Below are 25,030 nucleotides of genomic sequence, written 5' to 3' on the forward strand. Positions count from 1 at the left end.
GTACGGTGCAAAAATCCGTTGCCATTGCGCGGGTAAGCGCATGATCGTGGCTGCATACGACAGAATATAGAATTGCAGACCCGCTCTGAGGGCCGCCGCGGCGGGCTTCACGCGAAAAATCCCACAGACCTGGTCTTTGCCCTGGCATCCACGGCGGTCCTTTTCGTTGGCGATGGCCCGGCCTTCATCAAAGGTGTGGCTGCCGCCAGCGAGGGCCCGGCCCTTGCCGTGCCTGCGCCTTTTTTGCGGATGCACGCCGGTTGTTTCCATGCGCCACAGACCGTCCCCACGTTCCTTTCCTGATCTGAATGCACAACATGCACCCTAGCGAGGCTGAGATCATTCCCTACCACGCCTCACCCGTGCCTCCCGCCCCGGGGGGCGTGCTCGTACTGGCGCCCCATCCCGATGACGAGGTCTTCGGTTGCGGTGGAGCCATCGCCGGGCATGTGCAGGCGGGGCACTCCGTGCACGTCGTCCTGCTCACTGCCGGTGGGCATGGCGAAGAGGGCGCCGGCCAGGGGTATGCGGACACCCGTCTGTCCGAAAGTGCCGAGGCAGCCCGCGTGCTGGGCCTGCCGCCCCCCCTGTGCTGGGGCCTGCCGGACCGCGAAATCACCTATGGCGAAGCGCTGGTGCACAGGATCATCCAGGCGATTGGCGATACCGGTGCCGACGTGGTGTATGCCCCGTCACCCTGGGAACTGCACCCCGACCACCGCGCCGCGGCGCTGTGCGCCATCGAGGCCGTGCGCCGCCTGGAGGGCGTGGGCCTGCACCTGTACGAGGTGAGCGCGCCGCTGCGGCCCAACCGGTTGCTGGACATCACCCCCATCTGGGCGCTCAAGCAGCAGGCCATGCAGGTCTTTGCCAGCCAGGAGAAGAAGCTGCCTTACGCGAGCTTCATCTCCGCGCTCAACCGCTTTCGCGCGCTCACGTTGTTCCCCGCTGCGGAATATGCCGAGGCCTTCGAGAGCTACACCTCGGCCGATTTGCGCGCTGGCGGCCCCTTGCTGATCGAGGGCGAAAAGCAGCGCCTGCTGGGCCGCGGCGTGGCCGTGCTGCCGCAGGACGTGCCGCTGGTGTCGGTCATCGTGCGCACCATGGGCCGCCCCACGCTGGCCAAAGCCCTCGGATCCGTGGCGCTGCAGACCTACCCGCACCTGAACATCGTGCTGGTGGACGCCGCTGGCGACGGCCTGCCGGGTACGCAGTGGGCCGATGGCCCCGTGCCGGCCACCCTGGTCTCCCAGGGCAAGAAGCTCAACCGCGCGCTTGCGGCCAACGCCGGCATGGCGGCGGCCACGGGCGACTACCTCATCTTCCTGGACGACGACGATTGGTTTTACCCGGACCACATCGCCAAGCTGGTACTGGCCGTGCGCCAGAGCACCACGGTCAAGGCAGTGCACACGGCGGTGGAATGCGTTGACGCGAAGAGCGAGCCCGTGGGCGAGATCTTCCAGTTCCCCTACGCCTCGGGCGAGCTGCGCTATGGCAACTTCATGCCCATCCACGCGGTGCTGTTCCACCGCAGCCTGGTGCAGGCCGGCGGCGCCGCCTTCGACGAGCGCTTCGATCTGTACGAGGACTGGGACTTCTGGCTGCAGTTGGAAGGCCGCACGCCGTTCCAGTTCGTGCCCGGTGTCTCGGCTGCCTACCGCATCCACGCCGGAGCCGGGGAGGGCGTGCAGGCCGACCGCCAGCGCGCGGCCGATGCCACGGCGCAGCTCTATGCCAAATGGCAGGTGCTGCAATCGAAACAGACGTTCGAGGAACTGGTGACGCGCTCGCTGTCGCGGCGCAGCCTGCTGTCCCAACTGACCGAGCGGGCGAAGGATGTCACGCGCCTGGCCGACGAGCGGCAGCGCCTGACCCAGGAGCTGGTGGACCAGCAGCAGCGTGCGCTGGACGCGCAGCAGGCGGCCGACAAGGCCCGCCAGGACGCGCACCACCTGGGCGAAGCGCACGAGCTGGCCTGCGCCGCACGCGACCTGGTGCAGGAAGAGCGCGACGCCACCATCGCGGAACTCCATGCTGTGATGCGTGAGCGGGATCTGGCCAACCAGCACGGCGCGAACGTGCTGGACCTGTACACCGACGCCCAGGCGCACATCGGCTCCCTGGAGGCTTCTGCCACCGCGCTGGGTGCCGAGATCGCGCTGGCGCGCAACCATGCCCACAACCTGCAGACCATGCTGGACGCCACGCAACACCAGTTGCGCCTGGTGACGGGCTCGCGCTCATGGAAGGTCACCCGGCCGCTGCGCCTGGTGGTCCGGTTGCCGCGCTACGCCAGGAGCGTCGTGGCGGCCTATTCGGTCGCCCGCGGCCGGGGTGTGGGCCTGTCGCACCTCGTCAAGCGCACGGTTTCGGTGCTGCGCACCCAGGGTGTGCAGGGCGTGCGCCAGCGTCTGCGGCGCATGCTGCATGGCTCTGGCCATGAATTGGAAGCCCTGGATACCGGAGCGCCTGTGCCGGACGCCGTGCCCGGTGCCGCACCACGCAGCTATGCCGACTGGGTGGCGAAATACGACACCATGGACCCGGTCAGGCTTTCGCGGCTGGTGGCCGAAGTGGCCGAACTGCCGCGCAAGGCCCTGGTCTCCATCATCATGCCGGTCTACAACCCCGATCCGCAGGACGTGGGTCGCGCCATTGCCTCGGTGAAGAACCAGGTCTACCCGCATTGGGAGCTGTGCATCTGCGACGATGCCTCGACCAAGGCCGGCACGCGCGAACTGCTGGAGGCTGCGGCTGCCCAGGACTCCCGCATCCGCCTGGCCTTCCACGCGCAGAACCAGCACATCTCGGTGGCCACCAACACGGCCATCGCCCTGGCCAAGGGCCAGTACATCGCCCTGCTCGACCACGACGACGAGCTCACGCCGCATGCGCTGCTGCGCGCCATGCAGGCCTTTGCGCGCAACCCGCAGGGCAAGGTGCTGTACTCCGACGAGGACAAGATCGACCAGACCGGCCGGCGCTTCGATCCCTATTTCAAGCCCGACTTCAACCTGGGCCTGCTGCGCTCGCACAACTATATGTGCCACTTCGCGGTCTATGACGCGGACTTCATGCGCCAGCTCGGCGGCCCGCGCGTGGGCTTCGAGGGCGCGCAGGACTACGATCTGGCGCTGCGTGCCATCGACAGCGTGGCGCCGCAGGCCGTGCTCCATGTGCCGCAGATCCTCTACCACTGGCGCACGGCAACCGGCAGCACAGCCTCGGGACATGGCAACAAGAGCTATGCCTTCGAGGCCGGGCGGCGCGCCCTGCAGGAGCACCTGCAGCGCCGCGGCCTGCAGGGCGAAGTGCTGGAGGCGCCCGAGGCTTCCGGCATGTACCGCGTGCGCTGGGGCATTCCGGCCCATCCGCCGCTGGTCAGCATCGTCATACCCACCCGCAATGGCGAGAAGATCCTGCGCCAGTGCCTGGACAGCCTGGTGCAGACCCGCTATCCGAACTACGAAATCATCGTCATGGACAACGGCAGCGACGAAGCGGCTTCGCTGCAGCTGCTGGCCGAGCGCACGGCGTCGGGGCAGATAAGGGTGCTGCGCGACGACGGCCCGTTCAACTTCTCGGCCATCAACAACCGGGCGGTGCACGAGGCCACGCGCGGCGAGTTCGTGCTGCTCATGAACAACGACATCGAGGCCACCCACCCCGAGTGGCTCGATGAGATGGTCGGGCCGGCCCTGGAGCCGGGCGTGGGCTGCGTGGGCGCCCGGCTGTGGTACCCCGATGGCCGCATCCAGCACGCCGGCGTGGTGCTGGTCTGCGGAGTGGCCGGCCATGCGCACAAGCTGCTGGCGCGCGGCCAGCACGGCTACATGGGCCGCGCCGTGCTGGCGCAGGACTTCGTGGCCGTGACGGCCGCCTGCCTGCTGCTGCGCAAGTCCATCTACGAAGAGGTCAGTGGCCTGGACGAGAGCCTGGCCGTGGCTTTCAACGATGTGGACTTCTGCCTGCGCGTGCGCGAGGCGGGTTACCGCAACCACTGGACGCCCTATGCCGAGCTGATCCACCACGAGTCCGTCTCGCGCGGCTACGAAGACACGCCCGAAAAGCAAAAGCGCTTCAATTCGGAAGTGAAGATCCTGCAGACCCGCTGGCCTGTCTTACTGGCCAATGACCCCTGCTACAACCCCAACCTGACCATCGACGCCGAAGACTTCTCGCTGGCCTGGCCCCCCCGGGTTTCCTGACGGCGCACGCCGCCGTCCTTGCTCCTTGACCGCTTTCTTCCTTGAACCATCGTATGAGCCGACTTGACTCTCTTTTGCCGCTGCTGGCCTGCCCGCGTTGTGGCGCCAGGCTGAACCAGCACCCGAGCCAGGTGGTGTGCGGTGGCTGCGGCACGGCCTATCCCCTGCGCAATGGGGTGCCCGTGCTGTTGCCGGAAACCATCGAGGAAGCGGGCACGGGCGAGGCGTCGGTGGACGATCCGGTGTCGCGCCACCCCTACAGCCAGGAATCGCTCAAGATCATCGAGGAGCACCGGGGCGAATGGGTGCTGGACCTGGGCGCTGGCGGCAAACTGCAACGCTGGGACAACGTGGTGCAGATCGACATCTTCCGCTACCCCATGACGGACGTGGTCGGCTCCGCCGACCGGCTGCCCTTCCGGGACAACAGCTTTGGTGCGGTGATCAGCCAGGCGGTGTTCGAACACCTGCAGTACCCGCAGGCGGCGGTGGAGGAGATCCGCCGCGTGCTCAAGCCGGGTGGGGTGGTCAAGATCGACACCGCCTTCCTCCAGCCGGAGCACGGTTACCCCCACCATTTCTACAACGCCACCGAGACCGGCCTGCGCGAGTGGTTCCGCGAGTTCGACCTGCGTTGGAGCGGCGTGGAGCCCCACCAGCATCCGCGCTGGTCGCTGAGCTGGTTCCTGGGTGTCTACCTGGACCGTCTGCCTGCCGATGCCGCCGCGCTGCTGCGTGCCACGCCGCTGGGCGAGGTGGTGGATGCTTTGCAGCGCTCCGGCACGGGGGCGGCACAGCCGCAGGATGCCGCCATCATGGATGCGCTCGCTGCGCTGCCGCAGCACCATCTGCGTACGCTGGCTGCGGGGGTGTCCATCCGTGCAGTCAACCCCCCCAAGACGCTGTCTTGTGCGTCGGAACCTGCGCTTGCGGGCGCAACATCTGTCGTGGCCACCGACCTGGATCGCAAGCTGGCTGCCGCGCGCATGGACATCGAGCATCTTCGCGCGGAACTGGGCATGGTGCGTGAACAGCAGTTGCTCGCCAACGACCAGGCACGTTACCTGGCGCAGTACTACCGGCTCCTCGCCGATGCGGGCGAAGACGCCCCCCTGGGAGCGGGGCGGCGAGCGCATGCCCTGTTCCACGCGAAGAACATGGTGCGCGCCGTGGTGCCGCCAGGCCTGTGGCGCTCCATGAGGGACGGCTGGCGCTCGTTGTCTGGCGCAGGCACGGCGCTGGGCATGCAAGCGACCCCATCCCAGCCGGTGGCCGCGCCCTTCGTCTCCGCAGTCGTGCAGCCATTCGATGTGGCAGCCCTCACCGCCACCTTCTTTTCGCTGGTGCGCCAGACCTACACGGGCTGGGAGCTCCTGCTGCTGGGGCACCCCGACCAGTCCCCTGCAGTGCGCAGGGCCATGGAGGACTTTGCCCGGCTGGACTCACGGCTGACCATCGTCCCCCGGCCAGAGACTGCCGACGCGTATGCCTGGCGCGGGCAGTACCGGCTGGTGCTGCAGGAAGGCACCACGCTTGCCTTCAACGCCTTGCAGGAAATGTTCACGCTGGCCAAGGCACGGCCCGATACCCAGGCCATCATGGCCGACTACGTTGCCGTCCTGGGACGCGATGACGTGATGCCGCCCGCGCGCTGCCTGAGCGCGCCGGTGCCTCAGGCCGATTGTTCGTTTTCCGTCCTCGCGCCTTGCGTGCTGCTGGCCGGTGACGCGTTGCGCCGAAATGGTGCGGGTACCATCATTGACTTGAACTATCGCCAGGTAGCCCATATCCCATTGGTGCTCTTTCACATGTTGCAAGAGCAGTCATCCCGTGCGCGTCACCTCCCGGTGATGCGTTGAAGATCCACACTATCTCGCTAGACCTATGAAGAACATTGCACGAAAGATCACGCTTGCCGCCGCCATGGTCGCGGCGGTTCCATGGCTTGCCGGCTGCGCCACCCAGCAGCCCGCTGCCGGTGCGGGGGCAGCCCAGGCGGCCTCCAAGCCGCTGAACATCGTGTTCGAGTCGGCAGCCCTGGAGTCGAAGATGGTGCAGATCGGTGTGCTTACCAACTTCAAACGCTATTGGCAAGCCCATGTGGACCGCAACTGGGCCGTGCGCTACGATCTGGAGCATGGGATCGACCCCAGCCGGACGGATGCCAAGTTCTATGCGGAGTACCATGCAAAAGCCTGGACCCTGAAATCCTTCAAGGTGCATGATGTGGCCCAGGAAGGCAAGAATGCCAGCGTTCAAGTGGAGCTCACGATGGTCGATCCGACCGGCAAGAAGCCAGAGACCACCTTCCGCACCTCCGATATCTGGCTGGAAGTCGACGGACAGTGGAAGCATGTCAATCTCGACGCTGTCCTGAAGTCGCGCTGATGAGGGGCCGCGGCAGCATCGCAGGGCCGGGCGACCACGTGCGCTGGGTTCCCGGGTGTCTTGCCTCCGGCCCGCTGTGCCGCAGCAGGGCAGGCCGCAGGCTTGCCGTGCCGGGCACAGGAAAAGGACAACTGGCGCTTGTTGCAGAGGTGCAACATCCTTCGCCCTAGTTGTGACACCAAACACATTTTATCTACGCCCCCCTGCGCAAACCGCAGGGCGATTGTGTAGGATGCGAATCAACAGTCCATAGAGTCCGCTTGTCTAGATTGTGTACGCGGGGCGGATTGTTGAAGTATCTGGTGTAAACTTGTAAAGCTATGAGTGTGGGCTTGCTCAGGTGCTTTTTTTAATTTTTATGGAGAAATCTGTGATGAAGAAGAAACTTCTTGCTGTAGCAATGGGCGCCATGCTCGCTGCTGGTGCTGCAAACGCTGTGACCGTGAATCACGCTGGTTTGGGTGATTTGCTGGTCGCTCCCTCGTATTTCATCGGTGGGGGATGGCAAAGTGAGTTGAAGGTTATCAACACGAGCCTGACGCAATCCGTGGTCGCCAAGGTCGTGATTCACGACAACGAGCGCTCTGAAGAACGTCTGGACTTCTTGATCTACCTGTCGCCTGGCGACGTGTGGGTCGGTACCCTGGCCAGCCAAGCCGCTGCCGCCAACGGCCAAACGACCCGCTCGGTCGTGACGTCCAGCGACGATTCGATCCTGCTGCCTAACTCCAACAACTTCGCCACCGCTGCTACCCCAGCAGTGATCGTGAGCGGTGCTGGTGAAGGCCGTGCTCCTCTGACCAACATCGGTTACATCACGATCATCGAATCGCAAGCATTCGACATCGCTCCTAACGCTCCTGGCGTGTCCAAGGCTGCCATCAAGGCCGCTTTCGACGCAGCTCCAGCTGTGGTTGCCGACACCAACACGCCTAACGTGCTGGCTGGTTTCCTGACGATCTCGAACACGATCAACGGCCAAAACGCTTCGCTGCCTACCCTGGCACTGGCTGACTACAACAACCGCATCAAGCAAAACATCGGTGTTGACTCCAGCCTGGGCGCTCCACGTTCGCAAGCTACGGTTGCTGACATCGAAGACGCACTGTGGAAGACCTCGTTCGTCGTGCCTTACGTTGTCGGTGGCAACCAGTCTTCGCTGGTCTCCTTCACGTTCCCCACGAAGCTGACGTACCGTAACGTCATCAGCGGCCAGTACCCCTTCCAAACGAAGGTTGCTATCTCTGCTGACGTGTTCGATTACAGCGAAAACCGCATCACCGGTCCAGCGTTCAACATCTCGCCTCTGCCAGCCGCATCGGTCACCAGCGTGTTCGAACACGACTGGCTGGCCTTCGGTAGCCAGATCAGCGTGGGTTCGTTCACGGCTGGCTGGGCTAACGTTCGCTACGCCAACCCAACGGTTTCCGTTGGCCAAACCTCGGCTCCTTCTGTGAACCTGGGCAAGTCGGGCGGTCCTGGCGTTGTTACCTACATCAACACGATTGGCCCAGAAGTCACGTGGCACTACGCTCCTTCTAACTAAGAAGTTGCGACTTTAGTAAAAAAGGCCGCCGGCGAGAGCTCGCGGCCTTTTTTTTTTGGGCGGATGCAATGCGGTATCTAATTGTTATTTTGTTGGCTGCCATGGGTACGTTTGCCCAGGCCGCGAATTTCGTGTCGGTGCACCAGTCTGCACTCAGAATTGCCCTGCCACCAGCGCCAGGCACTTTCACCTACCCCTTCGATAACAAGGTCGGGTTCAAGGAGCAGTACGCTCCCACCGGCGTGACGGGTTGCGCGATCGGTTTCGGCACCGGCGGCTGTGCCTTCCCTGGCGGCGGTTCGCTCTCCCTGCCTGAATTCACTGGTTTCCAGATGCAGAACCAGGAATTCAAGATCTACATTCCAGCAGGCACGCGTTCGTTCCTGTTCTCGGGCTACGCACCCCAAGGCACCCAGTCGGCCTTCGTGCTGCGCTACGGCAAGGAGCCCACCCGCGTCGCGGCCCTGAGCGGCAGCGAGTACCAGTCTGCACAGACTGGCGAGCGCATCGACTCGTCCTTCGCGCGCCTGGTTACCCAGGACGTCGACCATTTCGTCGTGCACGACGGTGGCGGTACCCTGCGCTTCGTGGGTGGCCAGCTCGACGCCAACCGCGGCAGCACCGACCAGGGCCAGTGGCTCTATGTGCGCCAGCTCAGCGGCGCCGTGCTGTTCGACTACCAGGGCGCCCTGGATGTGGACATGCCCAAGTACGCAGCCGGCTACAACGCCATCTCCTGGACCACCAGCCCCTTCCCGGACCCCGTGGACACCGCGTCGCCAACGACTCCGACGACGCCCACCACACCGACGACCCCCACGACACCTACCACGCCAACGACACCTACCACGCCCACCACGCCGACCACGGCTGGGTCTGTGACCACGAATGTGGTGTCTACCGCCGGCCAGCCTCTGAAGCTGGATATCACGCTGACGCAGACCGCTGCAGAAGTGGTTGCCAACGGAAAGACCAGCGTGTGGATCGCAGCGCGCATCCCGGCCAATGGGCTGTTCTTCACGACTGATGTCTGGTTCTTCCGCAAGGTGGACGGCTGGGCCCAGTTGGTCGTTCCCAACCCCGAGACCGTTGCGTACTCCAGCCAGATCACCAACGCGGCGACCCTGAAGTTCACCCCCACGTTGGATTTGACAGCCGAAGACCTGCGCGCGTTCAACATCGAGATCTATTTCGGTTTCAAGAACAGCAGTGGTTCCTTCGTCAACAAGGGCAAGATCTGGTAAGGCCAGCCAACACGCACTTTGTTCAGACGCAAAAAAGGCCCCTCGGGGCCTTTTTTCATTCGTGGGAACGAGGCGGTGCGCTGGTCAGATGGTTTGCCAGCCTGACTTCCCGGTCTCTTGTCACCGCTGCCGAGCGCCGCGCACAGTGCTGGGGCCCGGCGCGCGCGTCATTGCCGGGGTGCGCCGGGAACCTGGAAGGGGTTGGCCCCCTGGTTCTGCTGCATGTTGGCATTGTTGCGTGCAGCATTCAATGCCTCCGACAGGCTGTTGAACACCGTGTTGGCGGCATTCGGTGAATTGGCGGCCGGTGCTGCTGCCGGTACCGCCGCTTGCTGTGGGGCCGCCGCCTGCGCGACATTGGCGGCCGAGGGTGGAGTGCCCGACGGGGCTGCAGCTTGGGTGGCGGGATCTCCTGCCGGTGCCTGCACTACCGGCGTAGCGCCCTGAACGGGTGCCTGGCCCTGGGCCACAGGGGCCGGTGCCGAAGGGCCTGCAGCCCTGTCCGTCTTCTTGGTGAAATAGATGCTTTGCTGCCCCCCGGGTGCCGATAGCACCACATGGGTGGGGTGGACCTGTGACAGCGTGAACTCGCCCAGTGCCTGCCCTTCGCGGAAGGTCGAGAAGGGACGCCCCTCCGTGGCTGCACTGGCGAAACGTGGGCCCAGGCGCACATTGGCCATCTTGACGCTGCCTGCAATCACCACGCCGTACAGCTGCAGGTCCTGGTCGGTGACCACGGCGGGCGGTGGGGGTGGTGGCGGTGGTGGAACGGGCGGGACGCGATCCGGCCACGCCTTGCGCTGGGCATCGAAGGGGTTGGCTGCGCCCATGAGGACGGGGGTGGGGGCTGCCGGCGCCGCAGCGGCAGGCGGGGTGCTTGCCGTCGCAATTGCTGCTGCAGGACGGGCTGCAGTGCCAGGCGCAGCCCCCTGTGGAGCCTGCGCCAGTGCCTGCCCGCTGAGAGCGATGCCTGCTGCGGCCATCGCCCATGCCACGGAGCATGGCAGCGGCTTGCCCGCCGGGGTGGAAAGGAAACCAAGAGTAGGCATGTACTCACTCCCAAGAAATCGAAATGCCAGGCGAGCCTGGCGAAGAACAAACAGTGCTGCTGCGATCCGCCCGGCAGGGCGGATGGAGCAGGGAGATGTTGTGCGGCGATGGGTAGCAGGCGGCCTTGCAGCGCACCCTCCCTGTCTGTAGGCAGGATTTTCGCAGAGTGGCGGCTGCCCTTCGCGCTACAGGATGTGTCGTCCTGCGGCGTCCGGGGGGCGCCACTCAGGCCGTTGCTTGCGTTCCTGCCTCCTGGGCTTGCGCATGGGGAGGGTTGAGCCGGGCCATCACCTGGGGCCCATGGCTTCCCTGCCGGTTGCTGCGCAAGCGCACAAACACCGTGCCCGCCCCGAAATGCTCCAGCGTCTGGTAGGAGGCAAATGCCCTCGCCCCGGTTCCCAGGTGTCCAATGCAGATCTGCAGCAAAGGGTCGGGACTGAGTTCCAGCACCCAGCCGGCCTGGATTGAATCCGGTACCGCCAGTTCGATGCCCTCGGCAGTTCGTGCCGTGAGCGAAAGGGCGTCCCCCATGGGTCCGGGTGGAGTGTGCTGCAGTCGCTGGGCCTTCTGGAGCCAGCGGTCGTCGGCATAGTGCTTGGCGAAGTAGATGGCGGCGCCGGCTTCCATCAGCCCCTGCTTGTGGGGGGCGTTGCGCCATGCGTGCACGGCCCGTGCTTCTGGCGCCATGGCCATGCCCCAGCCCTGGCGGCGCAAGCGCATGCAGAGGTCGGAGTCCTCGAAGTACATGAAAAAGCGGGGATCGAACAGACCTCCGCCAGCGTCCAGGGCGCGGCGGTGCACCAGGACCGCGCCTCCCGACAGGGCCCGCTGGCGCAGTGGTGCCTGCAGGGCCTGCCAGTGGCGCAAGGCCTCCGCCCCTGTGGCGTGGCGAACCCGGTCCCGGATGCCCGGCTCCCTGCGGGCGCGTTCGGTGGCCCACGCCCGCACCGCGGTGGGCAACCAACTGGGTGGCAGACGCCATTGCAGGGCCGCGTCCAGGAATTGCCGGGGTGCGACCGCTCCCAGGGTGGCGTCACTGGCCAGCACTTCGGTCAGTGCCGCCGTGCATCCCTTGACCAAGCGCACATCGGGATTGACCAGAAAAAAGCAGTCGGCGGATGAGGCCTGCACGGCCAGGTTGCAGCCCCGGCCAAACCCCATGTTGCCTTCAGCGCGCTGGCAGTGCACGGCCGGCGGCAGCAGTGACCGCAGCAGGGCCCATTCACCGTCGTCATCGCTGTTGTCGACCACGCGCACCTCGATGCCAGGCGCATCGGCCAGCACCGACTGCACGGCCGCCGCAATCTCGGCGGCATCCCGGTAGTTCACCAGAATGGCGCAGCAACTCAGGCCCATGGGCCCTCCTTGAGGGGGGTGGCGCGCACCAGGAAGGCGTAGGTGTTCCAGCTCTCCGGGTCGGCCTTCAGGCGCGGGCTCCGGGCCCAGTGCTGGGCCCAGTCTTCGGGGGCTGGCACCTGCACGCGCTCCAGATGCTCTGCCTGGAACCCTGCGCTGGCCAACAGGTCCTGCAGGGTCTTCCAGGTGAAGAAGCGCACATGGGTCACGCAGTGGATGCCCAGCGGGCAATAGTCCCAGCGCCCTTCGATCAGGTCGGCCATGACACCCCAGTGGCCCACGTTGGGGATGGAGATGAGGACCGATCCGCCCGGTGCCAGCAGGTCGCGGGCCCGGGCAAGCCAGGCGCGCGGGTCATTGGCATGCTCCAGCACGTCCAGAAAGCTGATGCAGTCGAATGCACCCTGGCCTTGCTTCGGCAACCCGGCGAACGGCTGCGTGAGAAAGTCACCCTGCCACACATGGTCCACCTGGGTGCGCGCGGTGCGGCAAGCGTCTTCCGAATACTCGGCCAGGTGGGTCTCGCAGCCGCGCAGCTCCTTGATGGCCTGCAGGAAGCCGCCCTCACCACCGCCCACATCCAGCACACGGGCCACGCCGGCAGGCAGCAGGGGCAGCATGTCCTCGCGCCGCGCCTGGTGGTAGCTGGCAAAGTCGTGCACGAAGGCCCCAGGCACCCACCGGGCGCGGCTGCGCACCGTATCGGCACGCACGGCGGCCAAAGTGGTCAATGTCACCAGCGGTGCATGCTGGCCGGTGTCCGCAAGAAGCGGGAGTTCACGGGCTCCCAGTTGCTCCAGGTAGCGCTCCATGCCGCGCACGGTGCAGTAGTCGGGGGCCAGGGCCGGAGGAAAGCCCGGGTCGAACGCATGCACAGCCGTGGGCGCATCGTGCACATCGTCCAGGGCCCGACCCAGCCGTTCCAGCACGTCGGGGTCGAGCATGACATGGCCATGGCGCAGCAGCAGCACGCGGGCATTCCCATCCAGCAGTGCTGCGGCTGGCGTCTGGTCCAGGGCCTGGCACCAGGCCTGTGGGCTGGCCGGCGCCGGTGTCTCCAGCCACACGGCGGGCGGTGGCAGCACGCGGTGCAACTGGTCCCAGCCATGGCGGAATTCTTCCGACGACAGCGGGCTCGATGCGGTGGAGACGATGACCAGTGCGATCGGTGTCATGGCGCGTCCTGGTCCAGGGGCTGCGCCTCCGCCCCGAGCATGGACTGCGCCAGAGCGCGCACATCGCCACGCTGGTGGATGGCCACGCAGGTCGTCGTGAGGGGGAACTGCTGCTCCCACTTGGCTTCGAACGCCGCTCCGCTGCGTGCGATGCGCTGCGCCGTGGGGCGGGGCAGGGGCGGGTGCTGCGGGGTGTTGGACCAGTGTTCGCAAAAAGCATCCACGGCGGCAGCCTGCAACCCCGCAACCTGGGCCTGCAGCACCAGGTCGGTGGCGTAGAAATCCCATCCCAGCGCCGGGTCCATGCGCAGGCCGCTGTCGCTGCGCACGGCCACCAGCAGTTCGTCCAGGCTGTCCACCAGGCAGGGCAGCGGCGCCGGACCACGCAGCACCTGGCCCCGGTCCAGCACATGGCCTGCGTGAACGGCGTTCTCACCGGCACCGGCCACACCGTAGGCCCCGACGACGGACAGGCGCCCCAGTTGCTGCTCAGCCTGCGCGATGGCCTGGGCGAACAAGGTGTCCCAGCCCTCGGGCAGCACCACATCCTGGTGCACCCACACCACCCACTCCTGCGTGGGCCGGGATTCCATCACGGCGTTGAACACATGGGCTGCGGACGGTGCGTTCCAGCGCAGCACCAGCGGCTGCCGACCGGGCGCCATGCAGGGCGATGCCAACAAGCGCGCGCGCACGATGTCGAAGCTGCTTACGGCACTGACAAACAGAAAATCAGACACGGTCAACAATCCTTGGGGCGGCACCAGCCGCCATCATGCGCCCGTGGCCTCGGCGGCCACATAGGTGCGGTACAGGTCGGCAGCCCACCATTTCCAGGGATGGGCCAGCAGGTGGCGTTCGAGTGCCGTGTAGGCCTGCTGCAAGCCGCCGTTGTCGAGGGGGATGGGTTCGGTGACTTCCACGGTGAAGTGCCCGCCCGGTCCTTCCTGGCAGGTGTAGAGCGCCAGCGGCGCATGGCCCGCCCGGGCCAGGAATTGCGGGCCCGACGCCATTCGGCGTTGCGCGCCCAGAAAGTCCACCGGCTGCGACCGCTCCTGCGAGGTGGAGGGGCCATCGCAGGCAATGACCACGATCTCTCCGCGGCGCAGTGCGCTCACGAAAAAGCGCATGCTGTCCTCGAAGTGCGTCACCCGCCCCGGGGCCAGCAGCCGGTTCAGCGCCACGGCCTTGGTGGCAAAGTGCCGGCTGATGGCGGGCGGCACCATGGCATCGTCCGTGAGCTTGGTGGACATGAGGTTGACGGTGAGGCCCGCCTCGGCAAGCGCCGCCAGCCCCACATAAAGGCTGTCGAAATGCGCCGTCATGAGCACCACGCCCTGCTGGCTGTCGCGCGCCTTGAGCAGGGGCGCCAGGCCGGTGACCGTGGCTCGGATGGTGCTGCGGTCCAGCCGGGTCAGCCGCACGGCCTCGACCTCCTCGCGCGACATGCATACGAAGCGCCGCAGGGTCAGCCGGCGCGGCAGCGTGCCTTCCCTGGCCTGCATGCGCAATTGCGCCATGGCGTGCTGCGTGGCCTCGCGCACGTAGCCGTGGCCCAGCGACAAGGTGCGCCAGTCCCAGTCCATCGCGTAGTTGATGCAGCCGCGCAGTATCCACAGCGGCCGGGCAAGCCACCTTGGAAGGCGTGCCAGCAGGGGCAGTACCAGGCCGTAGTCCAGCCGCGCCACGCCCCGCGACAGCCAGCGTGGAAACTGCTTCAACGGCTCTGTGCCGGGGCTTCCGGCTTCTTCAACACGAAGATGTGGTACCCCATGTCGCCAGCCTGGGCCAGTTCACGGTAGTTGTTCAGCACCAGCGACCAGTACTTGGAGATGCGGCTGCGGCCGTTGGGCTGGCCGGCGTTGAATTCATGCACGTGCTGGTACAGCGGGCCGTACACCTGGCGGCCTATGTCCTCGGTCGACACCAGTTCGAAGCCGGCATCGCGGATGAGGCCGTGGTAGGTCTCCGCGCTCTCGAAATAGTTGCCTTGGCGAAAGCGCACACCCTCCACGCGCGCACAGGTGATGTCCGCCACCACGGCGTGGCCTCCTGGCCGCAAGGTGCGGAAGATCTCGCCAAAGAACGCGGGCTTGTTGTCGTAGTGGAACGAGGACTCGATGCACAGCCCGAAGTCGAACGCGTTGTCCTGCAGGGGCAGGGCCATGGAGTCGCCCTGCTGCGCCTGGAAGCGGTCCTGCACCCCATGGGCGCGGGCATTGGCCTGCGCTAGGGCCAGCTGGCCCTCGGCGATGTCCACCCCGGTCATGCGCGCGTGCGGCAGTTGCTTGAGCACGTTGATGCTGATCCCGCCGATGCCGCAACCCACTTCCACACCCTGGGCCCCGTCCCTGGGAATGGAGGCGATGATGCGGTGCACCAGGGACTGCTGGGCTTCGTACAGATGGTCCACGCCGTTCGACCAGTAGCCGAAGTTGAGCATCACGGTGGGTGGTGCAGCGGCCTTGCTGCCCAGGGCGATCCAGTAGTCGCGGTTCTGGGCGTAAAAATCTGAAACTTCGTGTACGCTGTGCATAAAACTCGGTAAAAAGGAATGGCGCGGGCCCGTTGCGGGGGCTCTTGTCCATCATCGTGGAAATCAGCGCAGGGCCCCACAGGGGGGCCGACAGCTGCGCGCAGGCCTCAGGGGCCAAGCTTAGCGAAAATCCGTATCCCCTCCGGTAAGCCACCAGGGGCGCTTGAGCAGATCGCCGGTGATCGCAGGGTCGCGGGCCACCGTCACGCAGTTGGTGCATGCCAGTTGCGAGCGGGCGTCTGCCAGTGCCGGCATGGCACCCAGTCGCGCCGCCAGGGGGGCGCTGAACCATCCGGTGAGCGCCGTGGCGCCGGCAGATGCCGCCAGGGCGCGGGCCGCCACCAGCACGGTTGCGGTGTGGCGCAGGGGCGCCAGCCAGTCCACGATTTCCCAGGTGGCAGCGCCCGGCCGCAGGACGACTGCGCCCAGGATGCGCCGGGTGAACCGGTGGCGCACCCACCAGGCCTGGTAAGGCCCATCGGGGTGGTTGGCGAAGCGATGGCGCCACCAGTTGGCGTCGCGCCGGGGCAAGACGAAGTCTTGCGCGTCGCTGCGCAATGCCTGCCAGAGCGTGTCCAGCCGGTCCGGCGTTTGCGGGTCCGTCCAGTCCAGCGGTGCCGTGGCCCATTGGCGAAGCCCGCCGCGGTGCTGGCCGACCGGTGGGCTGGGCCACTCCAGCGCAAGAACTTCCCCCAGCGTTTCATACAGGCCCAGCGCTTTGCCGAGGCGCGCGGCGCGCTCGTTCGGGAACCCGAAGCCGATGGCAAAGCGGGTCTGCTCGCCGATGTGCTGCTGCAAAAACGACTGGGCTGCCGTGGCGAAGGCGCCGTTGCGCGACAGCACGCCCCGCGCCTGCTCCATCACCATCACGTCGCCCAGTTGAACGGCGGCGCGCTCCTGGCCATCCCACAGCAAGGTGCGGGCCGTGCCGCCGTAGTGCGCGATCAGATGGCCTTCGAGGTTGCGCGTGCCGGTGGCACGGCCCCGGCCGTCCGCGTACTTCCAGTGCCACAGCGCATCGCTCATGGGAGCGCCGAACACCTGGGCAAACAGGGCGCGCACCTCGGGCGACTCGGCGGCCCCCAGGTCGACGGCGTGCCAGGACCTTGCGTTCATGCCGCCACCTTTGCCGTCCACTGGCGCGGCAGGCTCACCAGGCCCTGCTCCAGGCCAGTCTGCACCACGCGCAGCGTGATGGCACGCTCCACGATCTCATAGGGATGCAGGCCGCGCTCGCAGGCCAGGATCACCGAGATGCTGTAGTCGCCCTGCAGTAGGGGAAGGCGAGGCAGCGTGAGCGTGCCCACGCCCGAGCCGAAGGCGTCCCGCGACAGCTCCACGCCGTCGTTGGCGCTTCCGGCGCTGGCCACTACGGTGCCATTGGCATGGGCAATGCCGATGGCCACCGACGGGCAGGGCAGGGCCGGGTCGCTGTCGAACTGCACGCGCAGCTCCAGCGTCGTGCGGCCGGAGTGGATGGCCAGCTCGCGCCCGGCCACGCCATCGGCCAGCGCCTGGATATCGGTGATCACGGCCGTACCGTCGGGCGCCTTGCGCACCCTGGCGCCGTGGGCCACGGAGTCGGCCTCGAAGGTGTCCGCCGCCGCATTCGTGTCTGCGTCCGCGGCCGCAGGCCTGGCACCGACCTCCCTGCTGGGCGCGTCTTCCATCACCAGCGAAGTCTCGTACGCTGCCGTCACCTTGGGCGCCTCGTCCCACATGCGCATGCGCCCGCTTTCGAGCCAGAGCGCGCGCGAGCACAGGGCCTGCACGTGGTACATCGAGTGCGAGCAGAACAGAATGGTCGCACCCCGGTCCTTCATGTCCATGATGCGGTCGAAGGATTTACGCGCAAACGCGCCGTCGCCCACCGACAGCGCCTCGTCGATCACCAGGATGTCCGGGTCCACGCTGGTGGCCACGGCAAACGCCAGGCGCACGAACATGCCGCTGGAATAGGTCTTGACCGGCTGGTGGATGAACTGGCCGATGTCGGCGAACGCCAGGATGCCGTCCAGCCGCTCGTCCACCTGCGCCCGCCCCATGCCCAGGATGGCGGCATTCATGTACACGTTCTCGAGCCCGCTGAAATCGGGGCTGAAGCCAGCGCCCAGCTCCAGCAGCGCGGCCACGCGCCCGCGCACCGCCAGCGTGCCGTGGGTGGGGGTGAGCGTGCCGCACACCATCTGCAGCAGCGTGGACTTGCCGGCACCGTTGCGGCCGACCAGCCCCACCACCTCGCCGCGGCGGATGTCGAAGCTCACCTCCTGCAGTGCCCAGAAATCACGGCTGTACTGCTTGTAGCGGCCCCACAGGAGCTGCTTGAGGCGGTCGCTGGGCTGCGAAAACAGCGAAAAGCGCTTGCCAACGCCGCGCGCCTCGATCGCCAGTGCGCTATCGCCAGGAGGGGTATCAAACGACATCGGAGAACCCCGTGCGAACCTTGTGGAAGAAAGCCGCGCCTGCCGCCGCCACGGCGGTGCAGGCCGCCAGCAGCACCGCCAGGGCCTGCCAGTCGGGCCAGCGGCCATTGAGCAGCACCTCGCGCGTGCCCGTCATCACCCAGGCCAGCGGGTTGAGCAGCAGCCAGGGGCGCACCGCCTCGGGCAGGGCCTCCACCGGAAAGAAGATCGGGCTCAGGAACATCAGTGCCGCGACCACCATGCCCAGCAGTTGCGCCACATCGCGTACATAAGTACCCACTCCGGCCAGGAACCAGCCCAGGCCCAGCACCAGCGGCAGTAGTGGCAGCCAGACCAGGGGCAATGCCAAGGCCGTGATGGACAGCCCGTGGCCACTCAACACCGCCATGGCAAGCAGCAGCAGCGCCGACACCGCCAGGCCCACGGAGGCGCTGGCCGCATTCACCCAGGGCATGATCTCCAGCGGAAAGACGACCTTCTTGACCAGATGGGGCTGCTCCAGCACCAGATTGGGCGCGCGATTCACGCACTCCGCGAAGAAGCCGAACACCGCCAGACCCGCGTAGATGCGCAATGCGAAGGCCAGGTTGCCCTCGTCCACGCCATGCCAGCGCACACGCATGACATGGCGGAACACCAGGGTGTACACCCCCAGCATCAGCAAAGGCGTGAGCACCACCCACACCATGCCCAGCCACGACTGGCGATAGCGGGCATGCACTTCGCGGCGCGCCAGTTGCATCACCAGGGACAGATGGCGCCAGGGCCACAGATAGGACAGCAGGAATCTCAAGGCAGTAACCGTAAAACAAGGAAGAGCGCCAGCGGCGGCCCGGTGGAGGCGCCCATGGCAAGAGGTGTCAGGCTTTGGGGGGGTCCGCGCGTCCTTCTGCGATATCGCGCATCAGCTCGGGCTGCATCAGCTTGAGGATGTTGCCTTCACGCACCAGCACCTTGTGCAGGAACAGCACCTGGAACGCCCGTGTCACCGTCTCCCGGCTGGCATTGATCATGATGGCCAACTCCTGGTGGGTGGGGGCCTGTGCGACCTCGGCCACCCCGTCAACCGGGCGCTGCGGCAATTGTAAAAGCAATACGCAAAGGCGTTGGAAGGGGTTGGGAAGGCTCAGCAGCGTGCGCTGCGCCATCACCGTGCGCACCCGCTGTGCCAGCCGGTTCATCACGGCCTGTGCCAGCGCGGGGTGGCCCAGGATCAGCTCACGGGCAGCGGCACCATCGAGGAATGCCACCGTGGATTTCACCGCGGCAATGACGAATTCCGAAGGAGGCTTGCCATCCACCAGCGCCAGCTCGCCGAAATAGTCCCCGGGGTCCACGAAATACATGCCCACGCTGCGGCCGTCCACCGTGAAATCCACGCCCTGCAGCCGTCCTTCCACCAGAAAGCCCAGCTCGAAAGTGGGGTTTTCCTTGCCCATCACCATGGCCCGGCGGGCAAAAGAGCGCAGCCCCATGCGCGCCGACAGTGGCTCCAGGGCTTCGCGCGCCAATGGCTGCAGCAAAGGGAACTGGCTCAACAACTGAACGGAAACGGGCATAGGTAGGGGAAAACGCGGCTTGAGCCGATAATACGAAGCCGCTGAAAACGGCGCCCAACGGGCGCCTGGGGACGCAGATCCTGGCGTGGATCGTGCCACGCATCCACGGGATGCAGCCGGGCTGCGCCAAGCAGCGCATTGCGGCATTACACCACTGGCAACGCTCCCAGCATATTGCCAGCGCTTCGGCAAGTGGTGTGTGACCGTGCTCACACACTGTGAAACAGACATGAGCGAAAATAGAGACCAGAGCTGTTTCCTGGCCTGCGCCCGTTTTGGCGCCGCCAGGCATTCTCTGCTGTCCGAAAGGCACACCATGAACCACCGATTGCTCCCCATTGCCGCCTGCCTCGCCTTCCCCTTGATGGGGATGGGTGGCCTCGCGCTTGCCTCCACGCCCGGGCAACCCTTGGGCGCTGTCGTGGGTGAAGCCACGTTTGTCATCGGCGCTGCCTCCATCCTCCAGGAAGACGGCAGCAGCCGCGCGCTGGACCGTGGTGCCGCCGTGCGTGTCGGCGACCGCATCGAAACCAAGGCCGGTGGCCATGTGCACCTGCGCTTTGTGGACGGTGGGCGCCTGAGCGTGCGGCCGGCCAGCCGGCTGCACATCGAAAGCTACAGCCATTCTGCGCAGCAGCCACAGTTGGGGGCCATCAAGTTCCGCCTCGATGAAGGCGTGGTGCGCTCCATTACCGGCAGCTGGGGCGAGGCCGCGCGCGAGCGCTTTCGCCTGAACACGCCCGTGGCCGCCATCGGCGTCAAGGGCACGGACTTCGTCGTGCGCTCCGACATGGAACGCACGGCCGCATCGGTCTACACCGGCGCCATCACGCTCACTCCGCTGGCCAACAATGGCTGCGGCGCAAGCGTCGGCCCCTGCATCAGCGGCCATGAAAAGCTGCTGTCGGACGACATGAAGGGCCAGATCCTCGAGTACAGCCGGCGCGATGCCACGCCCCTGCTGGTGGCCACCGACACGGTGACGCGCAATGCCCGCGCCGGTGAAATCACCGCAGCACGCACCGAGAAGTCGCAACCCGCAGCGCTGGACGACCTGCGCTCCGAACCCACCCCCGTCAAATCGCTCACCAGCGAGCAAAAGGCGGTGGAAGTCGCCGTCTATACCCCGCCGGTGGCGCCCGTGGCGCCGCCACCGCCGCCAGAACCCCCGGTGACGGTGGCCCCCACCCCCGCCCCGGCGCCTACTCCGGCGCCGCCCCCTGTGGTGGTGGAGCCCACCGTGCCAGTGCTGCCACCCCAGGTGACGCAATTGGCGTGGTCGCGCCAGCCCTGGGGCTCGCGTGGCGAAACGGATAGCTTCGTGGTGGACTACGAAACCGCCTTGAAGTCGGGCTGGAACCGGGTGGTCGGCAACGTATCCAACGTGCTCTTCCAGTCGCCCGATGCCCAGGGCAAACTGCCCCAGGAGGGCATCGTCAACTTCCGCCTGGCCAATGCCACGGCCCAGTTCTACAAGGATTCCTTCACGCCGATCGAAGCGGTGGCGGTGCAGAGCGGGGCCTTGCAGGTGGACTTCGGTCGCTCACTGTTCCAGACCTCGCTTTACATGGCCAGCAAGAGCGCGGGCGCGCAAAGCATCCAGGCCTCGGGCAATGTGGGCGCCACCGGGCAGTTCGTTCCCACCGCATCCAATGCCAACGTCGTCGGCTCCCTGAATGCGAACGGTACCGAAGCCGCCTATGCTTTCGAGAAAAGCGTGAACCAAGGTTCGCTCAGCGGCGTAACCCTCTGGGGGCGCTGATTGACGCCACGCCAGCCGCCAGCGGACAGACGTCCGGTAGGACGACACCGGGCGCTGCTGGCAGGACTGGCAGCCGCTGCCATTGTCAGCCTGCTGTTGTCGCTGCTCTTTGGCCCTGCACTGCAGGCGGTTGAGGAGCGGGCGGGCGATTGGGTATGGCGCCTGGGTTCCCAGAAGACCGAGGAGCGCCGCGTCCTCGTCGTCGACATCGATGAAAAATCACTCGCCGAAGTCGGCCCCTGGCCCTGGCCGCGCAGCACGCAGGCCCGCCTGATCGAGCAGATCGCCCAACTGGGCGCGCGTGAGCAGATCCTGGATGTGGTCTTCACCGACCCGCGTGACGATGACGCCTCGCTGCTTGCCGCCGTGGCCGAGCACCGCCCGGTCCTGGCCCAGGTCTTCGCGCTGGGCGCATCCGGCCCTGGCACGGGCCTGCCGCAGCTCAGCGAACAGGCCGCCCCGCGCGTGGGCCAGCCCTCGGGTGCGCTCGACTGGGCCAGTTGCCCGGCGCCCTTCTCGGAGGCCCTGGGGCATCTGTCCAACTTCCCTGCGCTGGCTGCGCTGGGTGACATGCCCCAGGGGCGCACCGGCCACATCAGCCCCCGCATCGCGGACGACGGCGTGGTGCGCCACCAGCCCGCCATCATCTGCTGGCAAGGCAAGTCTTATCCCTCGCTGGCCATTGCCTCGCTGCTGCGCGCCACCTCTGAAACCAGCCTGCTGCTGCAGCGTGGCGGCTGGTGGGATGCGCCCTGGACCCTGGGCAGCGCCGGCCAGGCATTGCCCGCACTGCCCCTGGACGAGCGGGGCAACATGCGCGTCGCCTGGCGCCTGCACCCCGATAGTTTCGTGAGCATTCCTGCCGCCGACGTGCTGGCGGGCCGCGTGCCGACCGACATCATGACGGGTGCCTGGGTGCTGGTGGGGGCCAGCGCCTTCGGCATGAACGACACCATCGCCACCCCTTACAGCGGTGCCAGTGCCGGGCTGCTCGCGCACGCCCAGATCCTGAGCGCCCTGGTGGACGGCCACACCCCCTACACCCCGCGCGCCGCCTTGCCCGTGCAGGCCGCTGCCGCTGCACTGGGCGCGCTGCTGTTGTGGCTGCTGGTGCGGCTGGCCGGGCAGGGCGGCGGGGCTGCGCGCGATGCCCAGGCCCGCACGCCTTCGCCCATGCTGCGCATGCCGGTGTACCTGCTGCCTGTGGCGGCACTGGGCTATGCCCTGGCGCTGGTAATTGCCCACGCCCTGGCGCTGTGGCTGGCCGATGTGTGGGTGGGTTGGCTGTTGCCCGCACTCTTCGTGCTGCTGGCGGGGGTGTTTGCCGGCACCATCGAGCACGCCCGCAGCCGCAGCGAGCGCGATCGCCTCTACCAGCACCTGGCCAGCTACCTGCCCGCGCCCGTGGCGGCCGCACTGGCCTTGCAGCCGCCATCGAGCGCCATCCGTGCCAGCACACGCCAGGTCAGTGTGCTGCTGGCCGACATCCGCAATTTCTCGGCCTACTGCGAAGCCCGCCCCCCCGAAGAGGCAGCCGCCGTGCTGCACGCCTTCTTCTCCGCCGCCAGCCGCATCGTGCAGGCGCACGGCGGCGTCATCGAGTCCTTCCAGGGCGATGCCGTCGTTGCCGTGTGGAACGGCGCGGACGACGTGCCCCTGCCTTCGGCGGCCGACGACCAGCACGCACAGGTCCATTCACGGCAGGCGGTCGCCGCCGCCCTCGATCTGCTCACGGAATCCTTCAAGCTGCTGCCCGACCCCGCGCCCGCGGGCCTGGAGCCCCTGAGCCTGGGGCTGGGCCTGGAGACGGGCCCCGCCATGGTCGGGTCCTTTGGCCTGGCCAGCCGCCGCACCCACACCGTCATGGGCCGCACCATCACCATTGCCAGCCGCCTGGTCGACCTGACGATGGACCTTGCGCACCCCATCCTGGTGGGCGAGGGCATGGCGGCGCAGTTGGGCGGGCAGTTCTCCGTGGGCGCACGAGCAGATGGCGGCGGCTCGCTCGAAACGCAGCACCTGCAGTCCATGGGCACCTTCCTGCTCGAAGGGCTGCGCGTGCCCCACCATATATATGCCGTGCCCCTGGATGCCCTGGCGGCCGAGTACCCGCCTGCACTGGGGGACAGCCAGGCGGACCCACCCACAGCCCATGGCACAGCGTAGGCGGCACTACCACTTTTCTGCCCAGGCCTGCGCAGCATCTGCCCCTTCGGGTTCAATGCCCCGCACGGTGTGGCTGTTTGCCGTGGCCCTGTGCGCAGCCACGGCCGCGCAGGCGCAGGCGCCCCTGGCAGACAGGCAAGGCAGTGCCCTGCCTCCCCTGGCAGCCCCGTCGCAAGAGATGGCACCCGCCTTCAACGTACCGCAGGTTCCGCCGGCGGGCGCAGACCCCAGCGCCGCACAGGCCGCCGTGGCGGCCGTGTGCGTCCCGGTGCCCGATGGCACCCCTGCCGACCGCCTGACCCCTTATGTGATCACCTGCCAGCGGGTGCCCGAATGGCTGGCCCAACTGGGTGCCCTGCTCAACAAGGAAGGCCGCTACGACGAGGCCGCCGAGCACCTGGAGCGCTCGCTCATGCTCGAGCCCGACCAGATCCAGGCCGGGCTCGACTACGCCGTGGCCCTGGCCGGCGTGGGCGACCTGCTCAGTGCCACCCAGTTGCTGGGCCAATGGCTGGCCCGCCCCGACCTGCCCGACACCCTGCGCGCCAGCCTGGCCCAGGCGCAGCAGCGCTATGCCGCCGCGGGCCGTGCCAGCACCGGCTGGCAATGGCGCCGCCACGCCGGGCTGCGGCTGGGGCGCGACAGCAACCTCGCCGGCGCCCCCGGCATCACCAGCCTCACACTGACCCTGCCCACCGGCAACATCACCCTGCCGGTAGAGGAGAGCAGCCTGCCCCGCCCCGGCACCTACACCCGCGCCGATGTGCGCATGGACCTGGCGCGCCAATGGGCCGATGGCCAGCGCGTGGAGGTTGCCGCCGCCGTGCTGTCCCGCTCCAGCCCCCGGGCCCCGCAGACCGAGACCACCCAGGCCGAACTGGCCGGCGAATATTCCCGCGTGGCCGGAGAAATCGGTTCGGCAGGCAACACCACCCTGCTGCAGCACTACAGCAGTGCCGCCGCAGCCAGCCTGCACACGCGCGGTGGCACACGTTACACCAGCTTGCACCTGGGCACGGGCCTGCAACTGCAAGACAAATACATGCCCGCCAACGGTGCTGCCGGCCTGCTTGGTACATCGCAAATGTCGTCCATTTGCAACACCCGCGTGGGGGCAGAGGCGCAGGTACGCAACCTGTACAGCAACCCCGTGCTGTCGGGCCGCTATGCGGGCCTGGCGTGGCTGTGGAGCTGCAATGCCCAGCCCCAGCAGGTGCTGGCAGACAGTTCGGGCCTGGCCTTCAGTCAGTGGCAAATTGGCCTGCGCGCCGGGGTGGACATGCCCACCGACGCCACCCGCCCCGGCGGCCGCCAGCAGCAATACAGCCTGCGCGTGGCCGCCCACCTGGGGCCCCGCTGGTACCTCGATGCCGAACTGGGCCACAACCGTGACACCACCGCCTACAGCCCCATCCTGGACAACGGGCGTGTGCGCAACACCACCCGCCTGTCCATGCGGGCAGAGTACCAGCACCCCCTGCGCCAGCTGGCGCCTGGCGCCGTGGCCGTGTTCGGTTTCGAAGGCTTCAGGCAAACCGCCAACCTGCCGCTGTTCGCCATCCGCAGCAGCGGGCCCTACCTGGCCATCCGGGGGCAGTGGTAGCCTTTGGCCAT

The 25,030-nt window shown here is 67.0% G+C and carries 18 protein-coding genes; 8 read left to right on the forward strand and 10 right to left on the reverse strand.

What is annotated here, in order from left to right; genetic code table 11:
* Positions 1-317: 317 nt before the first annotated feature.
* From U5N23_RS20605 to U5N23_RS20625, 5 genes are all read left to right on the forward strand, one after another.
* A complete protein-coding gene (locus tag U5N23_RS20605; RefSeq protein WP_322594607.1) occupies positions 318-4,211 on the forward strand; it encodes a glycosyltransferase in 3,894 nt (1,297 codons plus the stop codon).
* Positions 4,212-4,264: 53 nt separating this feature from the next.
* Positions 4,265-6,070: a methyltransferase domain-containing protein gene (locus tag U5N23_RS20610; RefSeq protein ID WP_322594608.1), complete on the forward strand. Its 1,806-nt coding sequence runs from the start codon at positions 4,265-4,267 to the stop codon at positions 6,068-6,070.
* Between the two features lie 25 nt (positions 6,071-6,095).
* On the forward strand, positions 6,096-6,599 hold the full coding sequence (locus U5N23_RS20615) for a hypothetical protein (RefSeq protein ID WP_322594609.1): 504 nt from the start codon (positions 6,096-6,098) through the stop codon (positions 6,597-6,599).
* Positions 6,600-6,972: 373 nt separating this feature from the next.
* Positions 6,973-8,145 (forward strand): hypothetical protein, encoded by a 1,173-nt coding sequence (locus U5N23_RS20620; protein ID WP_322594610.1) that lies wholly within the window; start codon positions 6,973-6,975, stop codon positions 8,143-8,145.
* A 101-nt stretch (positions 8,146-8,246) separates the two neighbouring features.
* Positions 8,247-9,389 carry a hypothetical protein gene (locus U5N23_RS20625; protein ID WP_322594611.1) on the forward strand — a complete coding sequence of 381 codons (1,143 nt, stop codon included), beginning with the start codon at positions 8,247-8,249 and terminating at the stop codon, positions 9,387-9,389.
* Between the two features lie 167 nt (positions 9,390-9,556).
* On the opposite strand, the gene U5N23_RS20630 is transcribed toward U5N23_RS20625, so the two are convergent.
* From U5N23_RS20630 to U5N23_RS20675, 10 genes are all read right to left on the reverse strand, one after another.
* Entirely contained in the window at positions 9,557-10,126 is a 570-nt protein-coding gene (locus U5N23_RS20630) for a hypothetical protein (protein ID WP_322594612.1), read from the reverse strand.
* A gap of 538 nt (positions 10,127-10,664) precedes the next feature.
* Positions 10,665-11,795, reverse strand: a complete 1,131-nt coding sequence (locus U5N23_RS20635; protein WP_322594613.1) for a glycosyltransferase family 2 protein — start codon at positions 11,793-11,795, stop codon at positions 10,665-10,667.
* On the reverse strand, positions 11,786-12,970 hold the full coding sequence (locus U5N23_RS20640) for a class I SAM-dependent methyltransferase (RefSeq protein WP_322594614.1): 1,185 nt from the start codon (positions 12,968-12,970) through the stop codon (positions 11,786-11,788). The genes U5N23_RS20635 and U5N23_RS20640 overlap by 10 nt, the downstream gene beginning before the upstream one ends.
* On the reverse strand, positions 12,967-13,710 hold the full coding sequence (locus U5N23_RS20645) for a hypothetical protein (RefSeq protein ID WP_322594615.1): 744 nt from the start codon (positions 13,708-13,710) through the stop codon (positions 12,967-12,969). The genes U5N23_RS20640 and U5N23_RS20645 overlap by 4 nt, the downstream gene beginning before the upstream one ends.
* 33 nt (positions 13,711-13,743) lie before the next feature.
* Positions 13,744-14,691 carry a lysophospholipid acyltransferase family protein gene (locus U5N23_RS20650; protein WP_322594616.1) on the reverse strand — a complete coding sequence of 316 codons (948 nt, stop codon included), beginning with the start codon at positions 14,689-14,691 and terminating at the stop codon, positions 13,744-13,746.
* On the reverse strand, positions 14,688-15,506 hold the full coding sequence (locus U5N23_RS20655; RefSeq protein WP_322594617.1) for a class I SAM-dependent methyltransferase: 819 nt from the start codon (positions 15,504-15,506) through the stop codon (positions 14,688-14,690). Before U5N23_RS20655 ends, U5N23_RS20650 begins: the two co-directional genes overlap by 4 nt.
* Positions 15,507-15,626: 120 nt before the next feature.
* Complete coding sequence (locus tag U5N23_RS20660) at positions 15,627-16,622, reverse strand: GNAT family N-acetyltransferase (RefSeq protein WP_322594618.1); 996 nt, start codon at positions 16,620-16,622, stop codon at positions 15,627-15,629.
* The gene (locus U5N23_RS20665; protein WP_322594619.1) at positions 16,619-17,929 is read right to left on the reverse strand and encodes an ABC transporter ATP-binding protein; all 1,311 of its coding nucleotides are present in this window, start codon (positions 17,927-17,929) and stop codon (positions 16,619-16,621) included. The genes U5N23_RS20660 and U5N23_RS20665 overlap by 4 nt, the downstream gene beginning before the upstream one ends.
* Positions 17,919-18,722, reverse strand: a complete 804-nt coding sequence (locus U5N23_RS20670; protein WP_322594620.1) for an ABC transporter permease — start codon at positions 18,720-18,722, stop codon at positions 17,919-17,921. Before U5N23_RS20670 ends, U5N23_RS20665 begins: the two co-directional genes overlap by 11 nt.
* Before the next feature lie 67 nt (positions 18,723-18,789).
* Positions 18,790-19,488 carry a Crp/Fnr family transcriptional regulator gene (locus U5N23_RS20675; protein ID WP_322594621.1) on the reverse strand — a complete coding sequence of 233 codons (699 nt, stop codon included), beginning with the start codon at positions 19,486-19,488 and terminating at the stop codon, positions 18,790-18,792.
* Positions 19,489-19,804: 316 nt separating this feature from the next.
* Between U5N23_RS20675 and U5N23_RS20680 the strand changes: the two genes are divergently transcribed.
* The 3 genes from U5N23_RS20680 to U5N23_RS20690 all read left to right on the forward strand — a co-directional run bounded on the left by U5N23_RS20680 (position 19,805) and on the right by U5N23_RS20690 (position 25,019).
* The gene (locus U5N23_RS20680) at positions 19,805-21,250 is read left to right on the forward strand and encodes a FecR family protein (protein WP_322594622.1); all 1,446 of its coding nucleotides are present in this window, start codon (positions 19,805-19,807) and stop codon (positions 21,248-21,250) included.
* 96 nt (positions 21,251-21,346) lie between these two features.
* Positions 21,347-23,416: a CHASE2 domain-containing protein gene (locus tag U5N23_RS20685; RefSeq protein WP_322594623.1), complete on the forward strand. Its 2,070-nt coding sequence runs from the start codon at positions 21,347-21,349 to the stop codon at positions 23,414-23,416.
* A gap of 55 nt (positions 23,417-23,471) precedes the next feature.
* Positions 23,472-25,019 (forward strand): hypothetical protein, encoded by a 1,548-nt coding sequence (locus U5N23_RS20690; RefSeq protein ID WP_322594624.1) that lies wholly within the window; start codon positions 23,472-23,474, stop codon positions 25,017-25,019.
* The last annotated feature ends 11 nt before the right edge of the window (positions 25,020-25,030 follow it).

It is taken from the genome of Acidovorax sp., from assembly GCF_034519795.1.
Lineage (GTDB): Bacteria > Pseudomonadota > Gammaproteobacteria > Burkholderiales > Burkholderiaceae_C > Acidovorax.

Bases quoted from the DNA above. Each gene is read 5' to 3' on its own strand.
- U5N23_RS20605 (WP_322594607.1), top strand. From the start codon at position 318: ATGCACCCTAGCGAGGCTGAGATCATTCCCTACCACGCCTCACCCGTG.
- U5N23_RS20610 (WP_322594608.1), top strand. From the start codon at position 4,265: ATGAGCCGACTTGACTCTCTTTTGCCGCTGCTGGCCTGCCCGCGTTGT.
- U5N23_RS20615 (WP_322594609.1), top strand. From the start codon at position 6,096: ATGAAGAACATTGCACGAAAGATCACGCTTGCCGCCGCCATGGTCGCG.
- U5N23_RS20620 (WP_322594610.1), top strand. From the start codon at position 6,973: ATGAAGAAGAAACTTCTTGCTGTAGCAATGGGCGCCATGCTCGCTGCT.
- U5N23_RS20625 (WP_322594611.1), top strand. From the start codon at position 8,247: ATGGGTACGTTTGCCCAGGCCGCGAATTTCGTGTCGGTGCACCAGTCT.
- U5N23_RS20635 (WP_322594613.1), bottom strand. From the start codon at position 11,795: ATGGGCCTGAGTTGCTGCGCCATTCTGGTGAACTACCGGGATGCCGCC.
- U5N23_RS20640 (WP_322594614.1), bottom strand. From the start codon at position 12,970: ATGACACCGATCGCACTGGTCATCGTCTCCACCGCATCGAGCCCGCTG.
- U5N23_RS20655 (WP_322594617.1), bottom strand. From the start codon at position 15,506: ATGCACAGCGTACACGAAGTTTCAGATTTTTACGCCCAGAACCGCGAC.
- U5N23_RS20660 (WP_322594618.1), bottom strand. From the start codon at position 16,622: ATGAACGCAAGGTCCTGGCACGCCGTCGACCTGGGGGCCGCCGAGTCG.
- U5N23_RS20665 (WP_322594619.1), bottom strand. From the start codon at position 17,929: ATGTCGTTTGATACCCCTCCTGGCGATAGCGCACTGGCGATCGAGGCG.
- U5N23_RS20675 (WP_322594621.1), bottom strand. From the start codon at position 19,488: ATGCCCGTTTCCGTTCAGTTGTTGAGCCAGTTCCCTTTGCTGCAGCCA.
- U5N23_RS20680 (WP_322594622.1), top strand. From the start codon at position 19,805: ATGAACCACCGATTGCTCCCCATTGCCGCCTGCCTCGCCTTCCCCTTG.
- U5N23_RS20690 (WP_322594624.1), top strand. From the start codon at position 23,472: ATGCCCCGCACGGTGTGGCTGTTTGCCGTGGCCCTGTGCGCAGCCACG.